17 protein-coding genes and 1 other annotated feature (1 of these 18 only partly in view) are annotated in these 17,107 nt (G+C 47.9%); of the genes, 8 read left to right on the top strand and 9 right to left on the bottom strand.

The genetic code is table 11. The features are described from left to right. Nucleotides 1–13 precede the first annotated feature (13 nt). A complete protein-coding gene (locus KNO75_RS11760) occupies nt 14–664 on the bottom strand; it encodes a diacylglycerol/polyprenol kinase family protein (RefSeq protein ID WP_214796110.1) in 651 nt (216 codons plus the stop codon). A 151-nt stretch (nt 665–815) separates the two neighbouring features. Between KNO75_RS11760 and KNO75_RS11755 the strand changes: the two genes are divergently transcribed. Continuing rightward, the gene (locus KNO75_RS11755; protein WP_214747004.1) at nt 816–1,439 is read left to right on the top strand and encodes a DUF1836 domain-containing protein; all 624 of its coding nucleotides are present in this window, start codon (nt 816–818) and stop codon (nt 1,437–1,439) included. Between the two features lie 58 nt (nt 1,440–1,497). Here KNO75_RS11755 and KNO75_RS11750 read toward each other — a convergent pair whose 3' ends face one another. Together KNO75_RS11750 and KNO75_RS11745 are read right to left on the bottom strand one after the other, a co-directional pair. Then, nucleotides 1,498–1,980 carry an LURP-one-related family protein gene (locus tag KNO75_RS11750; RefSeq protein WP_015880506.1) on the bottom strand — a complete coding sequence of 161 codons (483 nt, stop codon included), beginning with the start codon at nt 1,978–1,980 and terminating at the stop codon, nt 1,498–1,500. Between the two features lie 218 nt (nt 1,981–2,198). Further along, nucleotides 2,199–2,693, bottom strand: coding sequence for a restriction endonuclease (locus tag KNO75_RS11745; protein WP_214821819.1), 495 nt, complete (start codon nt 2,691–2,693; stop codon nt 2,199–2,201). A 127-nt stretch (nt 2,694–2,820) separates the two neighbouring features. Here KNO75_RS11745 and KNO75_RS11740 point away from each other — a divergent pair, with 127 nt between their 5' ends. Beyond that, the gene (locus KNO75_RS11740) at nt 2,821–4,995 is read left to right on the top strand and encodes a PAS domain-containing sensor histidine kinase (protein ID WP_214796106.1); all 2,175 of its coding nucleotides are present in this window, start codon (nt 2,821–2,823) and stop codon (nt 4,993–4,995) included. Then, the gene (locus KNO75_RS11735; RefSeq protein WP_214796104.1) at nt 4,992–6,062 is read left to right on the top strand and encodes an SDR family oxidoreductase; all 1,071 of its coding nucleotides are present in this window, start codon (nt 4,992–4,994) and stop codon (nt 6,060–6,062) included. The genes KNO75_RS11740 and KNO75_RS11735 overlap by 4 nt, the downstream gene beginning before the upstream one ends. Before the next feature lie 20 nt (nt 6,063–6,082). On the opposite strand, the gene KNO75_RS11730 is transcribed toward KNO75_RS11735, so the two are convergent. Further along, nucleotides 6,083–7,462 carry a TrkH family potassium uptake protein gene (locus tag KNO75_RS11730; protein ID WP_214790349.1) on the bottom strand — a complete coding sequence of 460 codons (1,380 nt, stop codon included), beginning with the start codon at nt 7,460–7,462 and terminating at the stop codon, nt 6,083–6,085. Between the two features lie 199 nt (nt 7,463–7,661). On the opposite strand from KNO75_RS11730, the gene KNO75_RS11725 reads away from it, so the two are divergent. From KNO75_RS11725 to KNO75_RS11715, 3 genes are all read left to right on the top strand, one after another. After that, nucleotides 7,662–7,853 (top strand): hypothetical protein, encoded by a 192-nt coding sequence (locus KNO75_RS11725; RefSeq protein ID WP_224862903.1) that lies wholly within the window; start codon nt 7,662–7,664, stop codon nt 7,851–7,853. An 86-nt stretch (nt 7,854–7,939) separates the two neighbouring features. After that, nucleotides 7,940–8,722, top strand: a complete 783-nt coding sequence (motA, locus tag KNO75_RS11720) for a flagellar motor stator protein MotA (protein ID WP_214790347.1) — start codon at nt 7,940–7,942, stop codon at nt 8,720–8,722. Beyond that, complete coding sequence (locus KNO75_RS11715; protein WP_074034256.1) at nt 8,700–9,479, top strand: flagellar motor protein MotB; 780 nt, start codon at nt 8,700–8,702, stop codon at nt 9,477–9,479. The genes motA and KNO75_RS11715 overlap by 23 nt, the downstream gene beginning before the upstream one ends. Nucleotides 9,480–9,511: 32 nt before the next feature. On the opposite strand, the gene KNO75_RS11710 is transcribed toward KNO75_RS11715, so the two are convergent. The 4 genes from KNO75_RS11710 to KNO75_RS11695 all read right to left on the bottom strand — a co-directional run bounded on the left by KNO75_RS11710 (nt 9,512) and on the right by KNO75_RS11695 (nt 13,432). Then, complete coding sequence (locus KNO75_RS11710) at nt 9,512–10,936, bottom strand: dihydrolipoyl dehydrogenase family protein (RefSeq protein ID WP_214821821.1); 1,425 nt, start codon at nt 10,934–10,936, stop codon at nt 9,512–9,514. Further along, a complete protein-coding gene (locus KNO75_RS11705) occupies nt 10,933–11,298 on the bottom strand; it encodes a DUF1499 domain-containing protein (protein ID WP_214695922.1) in 366 nt (121 codons plus the stop codon). Before KNO75_RS11705 ends, KNO75_RS11710 begins: the two co-directional genes overlap by 4 nt. Before the next feature lie 65 nt (nt 11,299–11,363). Further along, a complete protein-coding gene (locus tag KNO75_RS11700; protein WP_214821823.1) occupies nt 11,364–12,743 on the bottom strand; it encodes a sensor histidine kinase in 1,380 nt (459 codons plus the stop codon). Continuing rightward, nucleotides 12,740–13,432, bottom strand: a complete 693-nt coding sequence (locus KNO75_RS11695; RefSeq protein ID WP_026824524.1) for a response regulator transcription factor — start codon at nt 13,430–13,432, stop codon at nt 12,740–12,742. The genes KNO75_RS11700 and KNO75_RS11695 overlap by 4 nt, the downstream gene beginning before the upstream one ends. A 125-nt stretch (nt 13,433–13,557) precedes the next feature. Here KNO75_RS11695 and KNO75_RS11690 point away from each other — a divergent pair, with 125 nt between their 5' ends. Both KNO75_RS11690 and KNO75_RS11685 read left to right on the top strand, forming a co-directional pair. Then, a complete protein-coding gene (locus KNO75_RS11690) occupies nt 13,558–14,379 on the top strand; it encodes a Cof-type HAD-IIB family hydrolase (protein WP_214796097.1) in 822 nt (273 codons plus the stop codon). 30 nt (nt 14,380–14,409) lie between these two features. Next, entirely contained in the window at nt 14,410–15,408 is a 999-nt protein-coding gene (locus KNO75_RS11685) for an alpha/beta hydrolase (protein ID WP_214796095.1), read from the top strand. Between the two features lie 43 nt (nt 15,409–15,451). On the opposite strand, the gene KNO75_RS11680 is transcribed toward KNO75_RS11685, so the two are convergent. Continuing rightward, the gene (locus KNO75_RS11680) at nt 15,452–17,008 is read right to left on the bottom strand and encodes an aromatic amino acid hydroxylase (protein ID WP_214821825.1); all 1,557 of its coding nucleotides are present in this window, start codon (nt 17,006–17,008) and stop codon (nt 15,452–15,454) included. A 45-nt stretch (nt 17,009–17,053) separates the two neighbouring features. After that, nucleotides 17,054–17,107, bottom strand: a binding site (T-box leader) (it continues 140 nt past the right edge of the window).

The raw sequence follows: 17,107 nt of genomic DNA, 5'->3' as shown, positions 1-17,107 counted from the left end.
TGTCACGATTAGTTTATAACAATAGCGATGTCGCTACGGCAACGATAATCGGAATTGTAAAGTTATCCCAATCTCGGTATGAAATCGCTTCAGTCAGTGTAGCGATGATAGAAATGATAAATCCATATGTTACCACTTGCCACATGACGACATCATTCCACAAAAACAATAAAAATAAGACTACATACGAACTTAAGAACATGGCGACGCTCCCTTGGAAGGAACGCTTTTGACCGTACAAATCATAGATGACTGTTCCGTACTTCCGCCCGATCAATGCGGCCATCCCGTCACCCCATGCGAGAACGAGTGAGCCCGCTAAAAATGCAAGCGGCTCTGATTCAAAGAAGAAGTATAAAATGATGAGTAAGGCAATCGGATAATAGACCGTCCCAAAAGACTTTCGCTCCGTCTGATGGACCGGTGAGGGGCTTTTATACAATAAGACCGCGTTCGCAAACGTGAAGAAGACGAGCGGGACTGCCGCGACGTACCATGAATCCATTAACCAGACCGCTAACAGCGACCAATGTCCGACTGCGATATGTACACTCTTTCGAATCGTTTCATCTGTCCACCCAAGACGCTTCCCGACTTGTTCAAGACCGACGAGGAACGCAAGGACGATTACGATGGAAAGAATCGAACTAATCCATTCATTCATTGCTTGACCACCTCTATATATAGGATATGTATGATATCGTCATTATACCTTAATCAGTGCCCATCCTAGCTTACTTTTCAAACATTTGGTAGAATGAGGTCAAATGACTGTATAGCCAACGTACGATGTTGGTCATAGAAAGGGTGGCCGTATGCGCGACGCAACTTCAATTCAAACTTTGGCAGATTGCCTTCATTTCATGCAGGTCGGAGAAATCGAGCGAGCCATCGCCCTCTTCCCTGAAGACGTGCGTGAACATTTTCCAAAAGAGCTTCGAAAAATCCACTTGTTTCATATTGAAAAGAACGGCTTGTCCATCAATCAAATCGTCGCCCTTGCGAACGCATTGACCGGAGAACATCTCTCGGCGACGACGATTCAAAACTGGACGAAGCGTGAAGTCCGTAAAATCATCGGTGTCCCACGAATCGGTAAAAAGTATTCCTTGCATCAAGCGGCAATCATCTATCTCCTTGATGACTTGAAACACCTTTTTTCACTTGAAGAGACGAGTTCCTTGTTGGCACTCATCTTCAACAACCCTGACCGGGACGAAGACGACTTTATCACCCCGATTGATTTTTATCGTTTGTATGCGGAGTATGCCAAGTCGACGAGTCCAATCGACTTACTCGATACGCGTGCCAAACGTTCCCTCGAAAAGACGAAGTACACGCACCCGAATATCATCCATGTCTTAAAGCTCTGTCTATATGCACACCGTGTGACGACACTCGAGCTCGAGGCCAAGCACTACTTAAACCGTTTCATTTGATGAAACGGTTTTTTCGTTGCATCAAAAAGCACCGGTCATAGACCGGTGCTCGTCATCGTTATGAGACAGATGCTGCGAGCGGCATCCGCGATTTAACCGTTAACGTTTTTAAGACAGAAAGGAGTTCGAACATCGATAGCTGATCTGCTTCTTTCGTTAAGCAGAACGTGTCGTCCTCTTGTTTCCGTAGCTCCGCAACAAGCTTACCTGCTTTGTCACGGACGCTGAACTTATGACGTTCCACATCGTATTGAATCGTGAAGAGTCCGCGTTCATAGACGTTGTACTCACACTTTTTCCCGAATAACGAGAACTTGTCTTTCAATTGACCAATCGCCTGTCCGTCATGGTTCATCACGACCCATTTTTGGCAGTTCGGGATATACTTCCCGTGAGCGATCTGTCGTCCAGACAAATTGTGCACTTGGACACTGCCTTCCGCGTCGCGGTGAACAGATCCGATCGCATCATTTGTCTCATCATAAATGGTCGCCTCGCCTTGCGTAAAGACGCAACCTTTTACATAAATTAATTTGCGCACCGCTTTTTCCTCCTAGCACGTTCCAACCGTGATTGTTTGTATGTGTACGGTCGGGCATTTCTTGAAACCCCAATCGTTTCTCTCTGTAGTTTTGAGCTCGTTTCAACTACTACATATTTCATATGACGAAGATGATTATTGCATCGATTAAAGAAAAAGACAAGCCCTTTTTTTCGACATCATTTTGGATTCTGTCGAACTTGTGAACATGCCTATTCTTAACGCTTATATCCCGCTTCTTTTAAGAGTTCTTCAAGCTCTAATCTTGCAATCAGACGAACTTGATTTGGTGCCGCCAATTCGTACGCACTGTCCGTGAACGTCGAGTTCGTCACGACCCATCCTTCGTGAACCTGATAATAAGGAACCGCAGCTGCGATTTGTTGAACCGCCTCAAGACCGACTACCCTTTCATAACGTTTCGCTTGTACCGCAATCAACCATCCGTCCGGGGTCTCAAGTAACAAGTCGGCCCCAAAATCACGCGATGCCGGGGTCACGGTGACCGTGTAACCGAGCGCCGTGAACACATCTTCTAAGAACAGTTCGAATTCCCGCCCATCCATCCGGTCGATTCGGTCGATGGTCGACAGCCGTGCTCTCCAAATGAACCACGCAATCCCAAACAGGAGTAGCAAGATACTGCTCCAAAGCGGTGCCCCGAACCACCATAAACCAATGGCACCGATCATACTTAGAAGTAATCCAATCATCCCCATCTTTCCTTTCCAACTCCTCTCTCCCACTTTACCGTTTTGAGGGCAGGAAATGAAAGGGGGATCTGTCGAATGTTATAGAAGATATGCTCGTCTGACACCAACGAAGGAGGGATGATCGTTCATGGAGAAACCCACCAATCTCCACAGTGAGTTATTACATGCATTACCTTACGGGGTTGCTTTAATACAAAAAGATGGAACAATCGTTCAGGCAAACCGCCCATTCTTAGAAAATTTCCCAGAGAATCTGCAGACTCGTACGAACCTTTTTCATATGGTCAACCAGTCTCCGATTACGATGGAATTATCTCGCCGAATGGAGCAAGGACTTCCTTGGATGTATGAATTGCCGACGATGCGTGTACATGCCATTCCTTGGGAAGACCATTACATCCTATCCATCGAACCACTCCCTCTCGATACGCGCGTGACGATTCAACATAATGCGTTTGAAGCGATGATGCATACTGAACTCGACATGGCGATGATTATGACCGATGCGAATATGTTAATCACACGATTTAATCAGGGAGCGACCGAACTGTTCGGATATGCGCCCCATGAAGTGCTATATGAAATGACACCGTTCGCTTTGTTCGAGTCGAGAGAGCTGAGCGAAAAGCGCTCTGCTTATCAAGATGAAACGGAACGGTTGCTGTCATTCGAGCAAATGTTACGCCTTGCGCTCGACAAAGGAGACCGTGAATGGAAGTTCCAATGTAAGGACCGGACACATTTTATTGGAAAACTCTTCATGCATCCGGTATATGAACAAGAGCAACTCATCGGCTTCTTTTTCTTCGTGTTCGATGTGAGTCCTGAGATTCAATTGAAACGAGAACTTCGTTATAAGGAGCAACGCTATCGCATGTTTGCCGAATCCGTCATCGAGGCCGTCCTGTTTCACGAAGACGGTATGATTCTCGATGCGAACAAAGCGGCGGAATCTATCTTTAAAATTCCTGCTGAACAAATGGTCGGTCGTCAAACGGTCGAATTTATCGCTGAAGGGTATCGTGCGGATGTATTGCGACGGATTCGGAATCATATCCAAACACCATACGAAGTGATTGGCCGACGAGCAGACGGCACGTTTCTTGAGATGGAGGTTTACCCGAAAGAAGTGACGTATCAAGGCCAAACGTTACGGGTAGCCGTCATGCGCGACATTAGCGATCGCAAAAAAGTAGAGCGTATGCTCGAACGAGAGAAAAATGCGATTGCCCGCCAACGAGACATCATTCAATCGATTTTACAAGCGTCGAACGAAGCATTCGTCTTGACCGAGTCGAACGGGAGTGTCTTGTTCATGAACGTCCATGCGCGACGCCTCATGGATTTACCTGGAATCGCTCCAAATAAAATACAAGAGCGTATTCCCCTCCTCTCCACGTTCCGTCCACGCGACCGGAGCGAGATGTTGAAAAAGATGGACCAACTTCTCGACGGGACGGCCCGGGAAGTGTCGATGCGTTTCTCCATCCCTCAGCCGAACGACCGGGATGAGGAATATTATGAGATGTACGGCACAACGATGGATACGAAACGACAAATCGGAATGGACAGCGGTTTCTTATTCGTATTCCGCAATCGGACAGAGGAAGAACGCATGGACCAGATTAAAAATGAATTAGTGAGCACAGTCTCGCATGAACTGAGGACACCCCTTTCTTCATTATCTGGTTACATCGAGTTGATGCTCGCTCGCGATTTGACTCCCGATAAGCGGGAACGTTTCTTGAAGACGATGTCGCGAGAAGCGTCACGGCTAACAGCATTACTTAACGACTTTTTAGATATTCAACGCATGGAAGATGGTCATCAGGAATACAAGCAAGATCATTTCTCGTTGAATGAACTCGTCTTAGAGGTGGTTGAACGCTTCCGTGAAACGAATGATCATGCCATTCACTTCGATAACGCTGATGAAGATTTACTCTTGATTGCTGACCGAGACCGAATTGAACAAGTACTCGTCAATTTAATTTCAAATGCCATCAAGTACTCTCCGAACGAACAAGAGATTGAGGTACGGGTCCGGCACGACCACAATCAGGCCCACGTCTCCATTCGTGATTTTGGAATCGGTATTCCGGAACACGCCTTTGAGAAACTATTTACGAAGTTTTATCGGGTCGACAACTCGGATACGCGTAAAATTGGCGGAACCGGTCTCGGGTTGTCCATCTGCAAAGAAATCATCGAATCACACGGCGGTAGCATTGAAGTGGAATCGACTGTCGGAAAAGGATCGACTTTTACATTCACACTAGAATTAGCGGAGGAGATGTCATGAACGATTATGCATTTACCGGTTTCCCTGGATTTTTAGCTGGAAAATTAATCGAGCATCTCGCGTCGTTACCTCATCAAATCGGGACGATTTATGCATTGCATCTTCCGAGTCAACAACGCGAAGCAGAAGACTTAAGGGACGCCTTACTGTCCACGACGTCCCTCGAGCCTCGTCAACTCGTTTTAGTAGAGGCGGATATCACGTTGCCTGAAGTGATTCTCGATCCGATTATGCGGTCTGTCATCGAGCGCGACGTGCACTACGTCTTTCATCTGGCCGCAGCATATGACTTGAGCATTCCGTATGACACCGGATATCGAATCAATATCCTCGGTACGAAACATGTGACCGCGTTCGCCAAACGCTCAAAACAATTGAAGCGCTATGTATACTTCAGTACAGCCTATATCGCCGGTCGTCGGCAAGGAACCGTGTACGAGAACGAACTATGGCATCGGGCTCGGTTTAAAAATCATTATGAAGCGACAAAATATGAAGCAGAAGCTCTCGTCTCGCGTGAGATGGGTGCGATGCCGATTACCATCATTCGTCCTGGCATTGTGATTGGTCATAGTCGAACAGGAGAAACGAAAAAATTTGACGGTGTCTATTTCGTATTGAAGTTAATGGAGCAATTGAAACAGATGCGACCGCTGCCTTATATCGGACGAGCGAACGTCGAAGTGAATCTCGTCCCTTATGATTACGTGGTGGAAGCGACCGCTTTCTTAGCGCACTCACCAGCCGGAATGAAGCGAACGTTCCATTTGACGGACCCGTTCCCACACGGTGCGCGTGAAGTGTATCGCATGCTACATGAGACGATGTTCCAACGCCCACCTCGAGGAACGGTTCCTCACGCTGTTGCGGACGTCGCATTCACGAGCTGGAAGAATGCCGCACAACTCGATGTTCCTCATGAACTGCTGGACTACTTCAAACATCCCGTCCATTTTGATACGACGCAAACAATTCGTGCGCTCGATGGGACCGGAATCGTCTGTCCAGATTTACAAGATTATCTCCCGGAGATTGCCCGTTATTTCATGACACACAAAAAGCCCTGATGCGCTCAGGGCTTTTCTGATTATCCAATCAAAATCTTTTCTTTCGGATATCGAATCTTCCGGTCAGCTTGTCGCGCGACCGTAAAGAGAATCGTCAAGGATCCGACACGACCAAGAAGCATCATAAACATGATGAACCCTTTACCGGCAGCATTCAAATCAGCGGTAATGCCCAATGATAAGCCTACCGTCCCGAACGCCGACACCGTCTCAAACAAAATGGCGCTCGCTGGAATATGACCGTTCGTCAAAATGACGAGTGTCGTAATGATGAGTATAAAGAAGAAACTTGAGATGGCAACGACGTATGCCTTTTTAATTTGAAACGCATCAATCGTCCGCTCCATGATGACCGTTTCTTTTTTACCTGCAATGAACGCCCACATATCCGCGAAGATGACCGCAAGCGTCGTCACTTTAATCCCCGACCCTGTCGAAGCTGCACCGGCCCCAATATACATCAAAATCAAAATTAAGCCGATTGAGGCAGGCGCCATCATCGAGATATCAATCGTATTGAAACCAGCCGTTCTTGTCGTCACGGCTTGGAAAAACGTCACATGTAACGCTTCACCGATGGACCGTCCATACAGCGCGCCTTCGCTCGATACCCACTCAAACATCATAAGCACGAACCACGCTATTCCATTGATCACCAAAAGGGACAAAATCATGATTTTCGAATGAAGGGCGAGACGTTTCCATCCTCTTACCTCTGTCGCGTCGGCGATGGTCGTGAACCCGAGACCCCCAATCATAATCATGAGGGCAATCGTCACGACAATCGCCGTGTTTTGTTCAAACGACATGAGACTGTCCGGGAACAGCGCGAAGCCCGCATTGTTAAAGGCAGAGACAGCATGGAAGAAGCCGTAATAAAGCGCCGCACCGAACGAGTAACTCTCCGTACTATACAGTTCGAACGTCAAAAACAGCATCCCGATAAATTGTACGATGACCGTCGTGAAGACGATATTTCGAACGAGACGAACCGTACCGCCTGGCCCGGCTAAGTTCAGCGATTCTTGCAAGAGAATCCGTTGTTTTAATCCAATTTTCTTACCTAATACACTCAGGAGCATCAACGCAATCGTCATGAACCCAAGACCCCCGATTTGAATAAGGGCGACAATCACCAATTCCCCAAACAGGTTGAACGACGAGCCGATGTCGACTGTCGACAATCCGGTCACTGTTCCTGCAGAAGTCGCGATGAACAAACAATCAATCCAAGAAACTGGCTCTTCTTGTGCAAATGGCATATATAAGAGTGTTGCCCCGATAAAAATCGCAAGTAAAAATCCTCCCGCGATAAAGCGAGCAGGTTTTTCAAACACGACTCGATAAAGTACCTCGATTCGCTTCAAGCGCATTTCACGCGCTGACAGTCTATGTCGCATTACGACATCCCCTTCACATCTGTTATTCTAAGCCTCATGTTACTCCTCGCTTTTCTAAATGCCAACAAAAAATGTATCTCTAACGCTTTCCTCATTTTTTTGGTATTATGGGAGATAGACTTTAAGAATGTTGAGGAGGTTGAATGAAACCGTGGACCCTAGTACGGTAGATCATTCGATAGAGGATGTCTCGCGAAGGTTGGAGCGCCAATCACAATGTATGCCCGCTCACCTTTATTTTCAGCTAGAAGAGTTACTCAATTGGTCACTTGAGCAAGAAGTCGTGAATCAATTGTACGCATTGTTAAAAAAATACGACGTATTAACCGATATAGAGCGTGAAGAACGAAACATCAGCATCCAAATGCTGATTGATGAAAACGGCGCTTAATCATCGGGAACGCATGTTGCGGGAGACGAGTAGCGTCTCTCGCTTTTTTTGTCCTGATTTATTTCGGAAAGGTGGAAAACAAAGACATGGATGTCGTCACGTTAGTCGGGCTCATACTCGGGTTCCTCACCCTCGTTGGTGGAATGTTATTAAAAGGAGCGGGTATTGCACCGCTGATCAACCCTGCCGCAATCGTTATCATTTTCGTCGGTACAGCTGCTGCGGTCAGTATCGCCGTATCGAAAGAACAGCTTCAAAACGTACCGAAGTTATTTAAAATCTTGTTCAAAAAACAAGAACTCCCAAGTAAATCCGGATTGCTCACACAATTTGTCGACTTGTCGACGCAAGCTCGGAAAGAGGGACTCTTATCCCTAGAAACGGCACTTGAACAAGTCGAAGAACCATTTTTACGCCAAGGCATGATGATGGTCATCGACGGTCAACCTTCTGAATACATTGCGGAAGTGATGTCACGTGATATCGAAAACATGGAACAGCGCCATAAAGCGAATGCCGACATCTTCACCCAGGCCGGGACATATGCCCCGACGCTCGGGGTACTCGGAGCCGTTATCGGATTGATCGCTGCCCTTAAAGATTTGTCAGATATCGAGAAACTCGGACACGCCATTTCGGCTGCCTTCGTCGCGACACTTTTCGGGATTTTCACCGGATACGTGCTTTGGTTCCCGTTTGCGAATAAACTGAAGCAATATTCGAAGAGCGAAGTCATCATCAAAGAAATGATGATTGAAGGGATTTTATCGATTCAAAGCGGTGAATCTCCAAAAACGTTAGAAGATAAGCTGTCTGTGTATTTGTCTCCAAAGGAGCGAGCTGACTATGAAACGCAAAAAGAAGCATGATCATGAAGAACACATTCCAGAAGGTTGGCTCATTCCTTATGCCGACTTGTTGACACTCTTGCTCGCGCTCTTCATCGTACTGTTCGCATCGAGTAACATCGACCAAACGAAGCTCGAGAAAATGTCTCGCTCTTTCAACCAGGTGTTTTCTGGAGGCGTCAGTGTCTTCCAAGCTTCGACTGCCTCCAACAGCGACATCAGTCGGACGGATAAAACCAATACGACTGCCAACCCACGCACCTACGAGCTTGCTCAGCTTGATGAGTTGAAGGAAGATGTGAATCAGTACATTAAGAAGAATGGGTTAGAGAGTCAAATTAAAGCGACAATCAACTCGAGCGGTCTCGTCTTAACAATTCAAGATCGTGCCCTTTTCAACCTAGGAGAAGCGACACTGGATGCGGATGCTCGAAATGTCGCTCAAAACATCAGTCAAATCTTAGAGAAGGCTGGGAAGCGAGAAATCGTCGTCTCTGGTCATACCGACAACATTCCAATCAACACGGCGCGTTTCCCATCGAACTGGGAACTCAGTTCAGCACGTGCGACCGCATTCATGCGTGGTTTATTAACGAATGACGCACTGAATCCGGCTCAGTTTACACTTGCAAGCTACGGGGAATTTAAACCGATCGCCACGAATGATACCGAAGAAGGTCGCTCGAAAAACCGACGCGTCGAAGTGTTGATTAAACCGCTCGTCGACTTATCAGAAGGCGAACCGAAGATGATTGAGACGATCACATTACCGAACTAAAATCACCCACTCAAATGAGTGGGTGATTTGTGTTATTGCATCAATTTGAAATAGCGTCTTGCCAGTTCTGTAAGTGGGCTTTCGAACAAGCGTTTCCGCCAGTAGAGATCCGTCACTTTCTTCACCGCTTCACTGCGCGATGGGTAAGGATAAATCATTCGTGACAACTTCCCAATCTTATCGCCCCGTTGCATCGCATAGACGACGATTTGCATCCAGTCACCGGCCGATTCACCGACCGCATGTGCCCCGATAATCTTGCCATTTTTCTTCGTGATGACTTTGACAAAGCCGGCCTCTTGGCGTTCGGCGATGAAACGGTCCACTTCTGACAGTTTCGCTTCATACGTCTCGATGTCATCCCCGTAACGCTCACGCGCTTCTTTCTCGGTCATCCCAACGTGGAACACTTCAGGATCTGTGAACGTGATCCAAGGAAGCTTACTGTAGTCTACCTTGTTCCATAGTCCAAACAACGCGTTCGCGACAACTGCTTTCCCTTCTTCACCTGCTGCGTGTGTGAACGGTAGCGTCTTGATTGTATCGCCAATCGCAAAGATATGTGGTTGTGACGTCCGATACGAAGACGAGACATCGATGTACCCTTTCGTCACTTGAACATTTGCACGATCGAGACGGAGCGCGTCGATGCGTGGCACACGCCCTGTCGCCATGAGCAGTTTATCTGCCTCGTACTCGACCGTCTCGCCATTCACCTCTGTCGTGACACGAATACGGCCATCGACTTCATCGACTCGATTGACCTTCACGCCGATTTTTAAGCGCATCGCCATCTCAAGTTGAGATTTTAGGTAAGTTGAGACGTCCTCATCTTCTTTTGGTAAGAACGCATCCTGTGCCTCGAGTACGGTAACTTGCGAGCCGAGTCGGACAAACGATTGTGCTAGCTCGAGACCGACTGTCCCGGCACCGATGACGATGAGGCTTTCCGGAAGCGTCTCTTCTTCAAAAACCGTCTCGTTCGTTAAGTATGGGACTTGATCCAATCCGTCGATTGGAGGGACTGTCGGTTTTGAGCCAGTTGAGATGACAAACTTCTTCCCGATCAATAAATCGTCCCCGACTTTCAATTCAGTCGGGCTTTGGAAAGAAGCCTCTCCGATGTAAACGTCGACCCCAATCTTTTCAAAACGTTCTGTCCCATCATGGTCTTGGATAATGGCGCGCGCCTTGTCGACTCGTGCTTTTGACATTTGATAATGCTCGCCTCCATTGAATTCTGTTCCGAGAACACGCGCTGCGCGCATCATCGCGTTCGCTTCTTTCGAGGCGGCAATCAATGCTTTCGACGGGACGCATCCGACATGTAGACAGTCGCCACCTAAATGTTTGTTCTTTTCAACAAGCGCGACTTTCGCGCCTAAGTTCGCTGCTCCTGCCGCCACTGTCATTCCAGCGGCACCGCCACCAATGACAATCAACTGATAGTCCTTCATCGAATCAACCTCCGGTATCGTTCACTCACATCTTCCATCCGTTTCCGGTTCACGCCAAAGTCTGAATAGCCGACACGAGACGCAGACCGAAATTCGACTTGTTGAGTGGAATCATCAAATAGAAAATTCACATCATCTTTAAAACGCATCACTTTCGAGGTCACCACATAATGAAGGCCCTCATCCGTTTCTTTAATCAGTTCAGCTCGCGGCAATTGGTTCATTGCCATCTTGATCGCTTCAATCGATTGACCGCGACTACCCGCATATGGGAGTGGAGACATGCGCAATTCTTCAATCGAGGTTTGCGTCGAGACGGCGTTTGGACTTCCTTTTAACGGCTTCAATGACTGATTGGCCATAGTAAAAAACCTCCCTCATTCTACATACATCTATATGTAGCCTGAATTCGGGAGGTTTAACCCTATTAATGTAGTTCACTCGGGTCGAGTGGCAATAACACGGTCACGGTCGTCCCATGTCCGACCTCACTTTCGATGACCAGTTTTCCTTCATGTGCCTCAATCAACTCTTTTGAGATGGCGAGTCCAAGACCGCTACTTCCTTCCGTCACGTGGGCCTGATAGAACATCTCCGTAATACGCTGCAAGTGCTCTCGTGAGATACCAGGACCTTCATCGATAATCGAGATGAAAGCAACACGTTCCGATTGAACGAAACGGATTGTCAACGTTCCACCGTCTGGCGAGAAGCGAATCGCGTTCTCGAGGATGTTCAAGAACACTTGCTTCAACCGATTCTCATCAAACAATCCGACCGACTTTTGAGGATAACGCTCAATGAGCGTGATGTCTTTATCTTCAAGCGACTGTTTTAACTGCAATGTCACCTTTCGTAACAGTGAGACTAAATCAAGTTCCTGACGATACAATACCAATCGACTCTCTTCGATTTTCGTATAGTCGAGAAGCTGCTCTACGAGACCAATCATGCGCTCTGTTTCTGAATGAATGATGCTTAAACCAAGCTCCGTTTCTTCAGATAGCTTCTCATCGCCGCCACGAATCGTCTCCGTCCACCCTTTAATCGATGTGAGCGGTGTCCGCAGTTCATGAGAGACGCTCGAGAGAAACTCGTTACGTGTCGACTGATGCTGTTGCACTTTAGCACCTAAATACGTGAGTGTTCGAGCCAATGCCCCAAGCTCATGTTTTTCATTCGATTCAACGGCAACGTCGAAATCACCTTGAGCCATCTCATCCGCCGTTTCGATGATTTGACGAATCGGACGGACGAAACGATCAGCGATTCGAATGACGGTATAGAGTGCAAGTAACCAGATCAGAACACCAATCATGACAACGGTCATCCAAATTTCACGGATGAGCGTATCTAAGTCTTCGAGCGGGCGTGTAAAGCTAATCGCAAACTCTGACGTATCGTTCGTCATAATCGGACTGGTCACCGATAAGTAATGCTCCTCACCAATGTCATAGTCCTGTACGACCGACTCTCCTCGTGAAAGTTTTTCTAATTGTTCTTGTGAAAAAGATGCCTGCCTTGTCCGTTGCCCCGTCGTCTTGACGATGGAACCACTCTGGTCGACAATCGTTAAATCCGTTCCGGGATATCCGAATGTCCGGACAAGGACGGAGAAGGCGCTCGGCGTCTCAAACCCGACCTGGGCTTGAGGATATAGATATGCACTCGTGGTCGCATGACTCAGTAACGCTTCCGACTCATACTCGTAATAGTATCGATATGTCCCGTAAGACAAGACACTGACGAGTAGAAGTAAGACAATCGTCACGACAATCATCATGCGAATGACTAACTGTTGTTTCATGCTTCATGTCTCCGCCATTTATATCCGTGACCCCACAACGTTTCAATATAGATCGGGTGACTCGGGTCATCCTCGATTTTTTGACGCAACCGACGGATGTTGACGTCGACTGTCTTACGGTCACCGAAGTAATTGACGCCCCATACCGCATCGAGTAATGCATCACGCGACAAGACGATCTCTTCATTTTGGACGAGATGACAAATCAAGTCATACTCCGTCGGCGTCAAATCGATCGATTGACCGTACTTCGTCACTTGCTTCGCCGCAAGGTCGATTGCGAACGGTCCTGACTTCAACCGTTTCGAGTCTTTTCGTTTCACTTTTTCGACGCGACGCAGCAACGCTTGAATACGTGCCACTAGCTCGCCTGGACTGAACGGCTTGGCGATATAATCGTCCGCCCCTTTTCCGAGTCCTTCGATTTTATCTTCTTCGAGCGTTCGTGCCGTCAACATGATGATTCCGACGTTCTCATCGATGTCTCGAATGGCTGCACACGCCTCAAACCCGTCCATCTCTGGCATCATGACATCTAATAAGACAACGTCGAACGGTTCACGGTCAAATGCGGTGACCGCCTCTCGTCCATTCGTCGCTTCAAACACATCGAATCCGGCTCGTTTTAAATTGACAATAATGAAGCTGCGAATCGCATGCTCGTCCTCAGCTACTAAAATTCGATTCATATTTACACCTCTTCTAGAGTTCACTTCTCTACATTATAGTTACGTTTTTGCGACAAGGTTGTCAATTGACCTTAAAAAGGTTTAGGATGGAGTCATTAGATTCTGAAGGAGGACCCCCTACTACTATGAGTTACAAAATGATTGTATTGGATATGGATGATACGCTCCTCACGAGCGACCATACGATTTCCCCTAAAACAAAAGAAGCACTTCTCGATGCGCAAGAGCGCGGCTATAAAGTCGTACTTGCGAGTGGCCGTCCGACGTTTGCGATGTGGGATGCAGCCCGTGAATTGGAACTTGCGAAGTACGGTAGCTTCATTTTATCGTTCAACGGTGCCTCGGTCATCAATTGCGAAACGAATGAGGAGATTTTCTCGAGCACGCTCCAACCAGACACAGTCGCCCATCTCCATGATATCAGTGAACGGGAAGGAATCGCGATTCATACGTACGTCGGTAACGAAATCGTAACCGATCGTCCGAACCCATATACCGATATCGAAGGTGAATTGACAGGTATGCCTGTCATCCATGTCGACAACTTTAAAGACGCTGTGACAGCACCTGTCGTCAAATGCTTGATGCTTGCCGATGGTGACACGCTTGCTCCGATTGAAACGAAACTACAAGAAGAGTTGGCCGGGAAGTTGGCCGTCGCTCGTTCAAAACCGTTCTTCCTAGAATTCACGGAAGCCGGTGTCACAAAAGGAACGAGCCTCGCCTTCCTAGCGGATCAACTCGGCATCGCCCAGAAAGAAGTCATCGCTTGCGGTGATGGAAACAATGATTTGACGATGATTGAATGGGCAGGTCTTGGTGTTGCGATGGGTAACGCCAATACGACGGTCAAAGGGAAAGCGGACTTCATTACGAAGTCAAACAACGAAGACGGCATCGCTCATGTCATCGAGACATATATGGCGGACGTACTCGTCACGCAATAAGCTTCTGATTGTAGAAAGGGAGGAAGTAAGATGAATAAAGGGTTGAAACGCGCTGGAGTCGGCTTGATTGGAACAGCGGTCGCGGGAGCGGCTTATGTGTTCCTATCACCTAAACCAGCAACACGTTTAATCAAAACTTCGTTCGCAGGGGGGAACGAGGTGGAGATGAAGGGATTCGAGGAAGTCGTTCAAAAGACGTCTGTCCGAAAAGACATCGACTACTTGTCCTCTTATGACAACGGAACGTTTGATTTGATTCGCTATGAAGGAGACGGCCGTACGGTCCCGACGATTTTTTGGGTACACGGTGGCTCATTCGTCGGTGGTGACAAATCAGACGTCCTCAAGTACGCGACATCGATTGCGAGTAACGGTTACAACGTCGTCAGCATCAACTATGCGCTTGCGCCTGATGTGACCTATCCGACACCACTTCAACAAATCGAAGAAGCATATTCGTTCATTGCTGAAAACAATGATCGATTCCGCCTCGACTTGGACCGCGTCTTTTTCGCGGGTGATTCGAATGGCGGACAGCTCGTCGCACAGTTTGTTGGCATCCAGTTGAATGACGACTACTCGCCTTCTGCCGAGGTCAGACAAGTCGTACCGAAATCATCGATCCTTGGAGCTGTCTTATTATCTGCTCCACTGGATTTGAAACGGTCTTGGCTCGAGTCATCGAAATCGGTGAATCGCTTCTTGTTCAAACGCATCGGCTGGGCTTACTTCGGCACATACAACTGGGAAACGCTCCCGGTCGTCGCTGAAGCTTCACCGCTCGTCAACGTACCTGCCACGTTTGTGCCAACATTCATCGCCGACGGAAACGATCATTCGTTTGAAGATCAGGCGAAAGAATTTGCGACAATTCTCTCAGGTCGAACAGATGTGACGACTGTGTTTTATGATCAAAACGAACACGAACTTGGTCATAACTATTACTTCGAAATGGACCGACCAGCGGCCAACTCGACGTATCGCCGTTTAATCACGTTCTTGCGTGAAACGACGAATCAATCCGTATAAACAATAAGCGACGTTCTCTTTTAGGGAACGTCGCTTATTTTTGTTAACGCAACAGTTCGAACGCACGTCCGATCAATTCATTTCGGGATGGAGATGTGTGACGCAACGCTTCAAGGCGTTCAATCAACGCCTGCTTCAGCTCTTCGTCTTCCACTAGTTCCAAACATTCGATGTGTAACAACCACGCGTCTGGATGCTCAGATAAAATGTCTGGAACGAGATCATCAATCGACTCCCCTCGTTCACGCATGAGGTGAATGCGGTTGAACATCGGGTCATCATTCGTCCATACACGTTCATCTCGCTCGATGATCACGGGCTTTTCAATGATCATCAATTCTTCCACTGTCGTTCCGGGAAATACCGAAGGAAGCGAATCAACGCGTACTTCGAGCGAGTCGAGTGAAATCGTCCGTCCTTCTAGCTGAACCGTCACGTCTTGGATCGTATCGGATGAACATGCTTGACGAATGGTCATCCCGTCGAGAAGATCGTCTCGATTTAGTGCGGATTCCGTATCGTGGACAATGAGAAGTCCGTGACGTTCTCGTTTCGTGAACTGACCATTTTTTACAATCGTGCATTCATCCCATTGGATGAGCGTATGTTCTTTCGACTCTGTCATATGGCGAACGATTCCGACGCGCTCAGAGCCATCTTCGAGTCGAAGCGTCGATTGACTTCCCGAAGCCAATGCTTTCGAGACAGATTCAATCCCACCTTTTCGAATCGCCATTCTCCCTTCTAATTCATCTAAGACGGAAGAGAGCGTCTCAAAGTCCGGAATGACGAACAGTTCTTTTTGCATATTCGTCACGTCTTGCTTCGTCTGTAACGCATGCTCCAAGTCAAACGGATGTTTGGCGACCGCGTCGGTCAAGCAGTGACGGCTCTCGCCAACGGATGACAAGAGACCTGCGCCGTAAATCATTGGACGCTCGAGGTCGCCAATCAATCCAAATTCAACCGTCCACCAAAAGATGCGTGCAACTTGTTGCGCCTCTGAAAACCCGGTCACTTGTGCTTTCGCTTCATGGACCGCTCGTTCTGCCGCCTCGATGTCTTGTTCCGTTGAATTGGCATTCTCTTTCACGATCGTCAAGCGTTTCAACGCTGCGAATGAAGCATGCTCTTCCCGGTTCATGAACGCCTTCGCCCCTAATTGACCGAAGCGTTTGACGATTGCCGAAAATGTCGGGTCCATCAACATCGGTGCGTGGCCTGCCGCTTCATGAATGATATCAGGTGCAGGGCTGTATAAGATATTCTCGACTTTCCGGATATCCGTCGCGACAGGCAACATTCCGTTCCCTTGGAAGTCAAAGAAGGCAACGCCAGGGATGAGTCCATCCACCGCGACCGTCGACCATCCTGCCGCACGCATTTCATCCGTCATCTGTTCGACGTTCGGCAATCGGTCTGGTCCCATTCCCGTCCGTTTTAATCCTTCGATGTAAAACGGATGCGCCTTCCCTTCTAACGTATGCAGGTTCAACCGTAAGACGAAGCGCCAGACAGCGTGATCCGTCGGTGTGTACTCATTGTAGAACTGCGGTGAAATATGTGGGGCAAGATGTGATGGAATCGATTGTGTCAACATGTGAAGTCCTCCTTTAAAGTCAAAAAAGTCCCTATCGATTGAATCGATAGGGACGACAAAGCCGCGGTACCACCCTGGTTGCTAGAGAATCTCTAGCCG

It is taken from the genome of Exiguobacterium sp. s35 (assembly GCF_018617535.1).
GTDB classification, from domain to species: domain Bacteria; phylum Bacillota; class Bacilli; order Exiguobacteriales; family Exiguobacteriaceae; genus Exiguobacterium; species Exiguobacterium aestuarii.
This window is presented reverse-complemented; position numbering and strand designations above follow the sequence as displayed.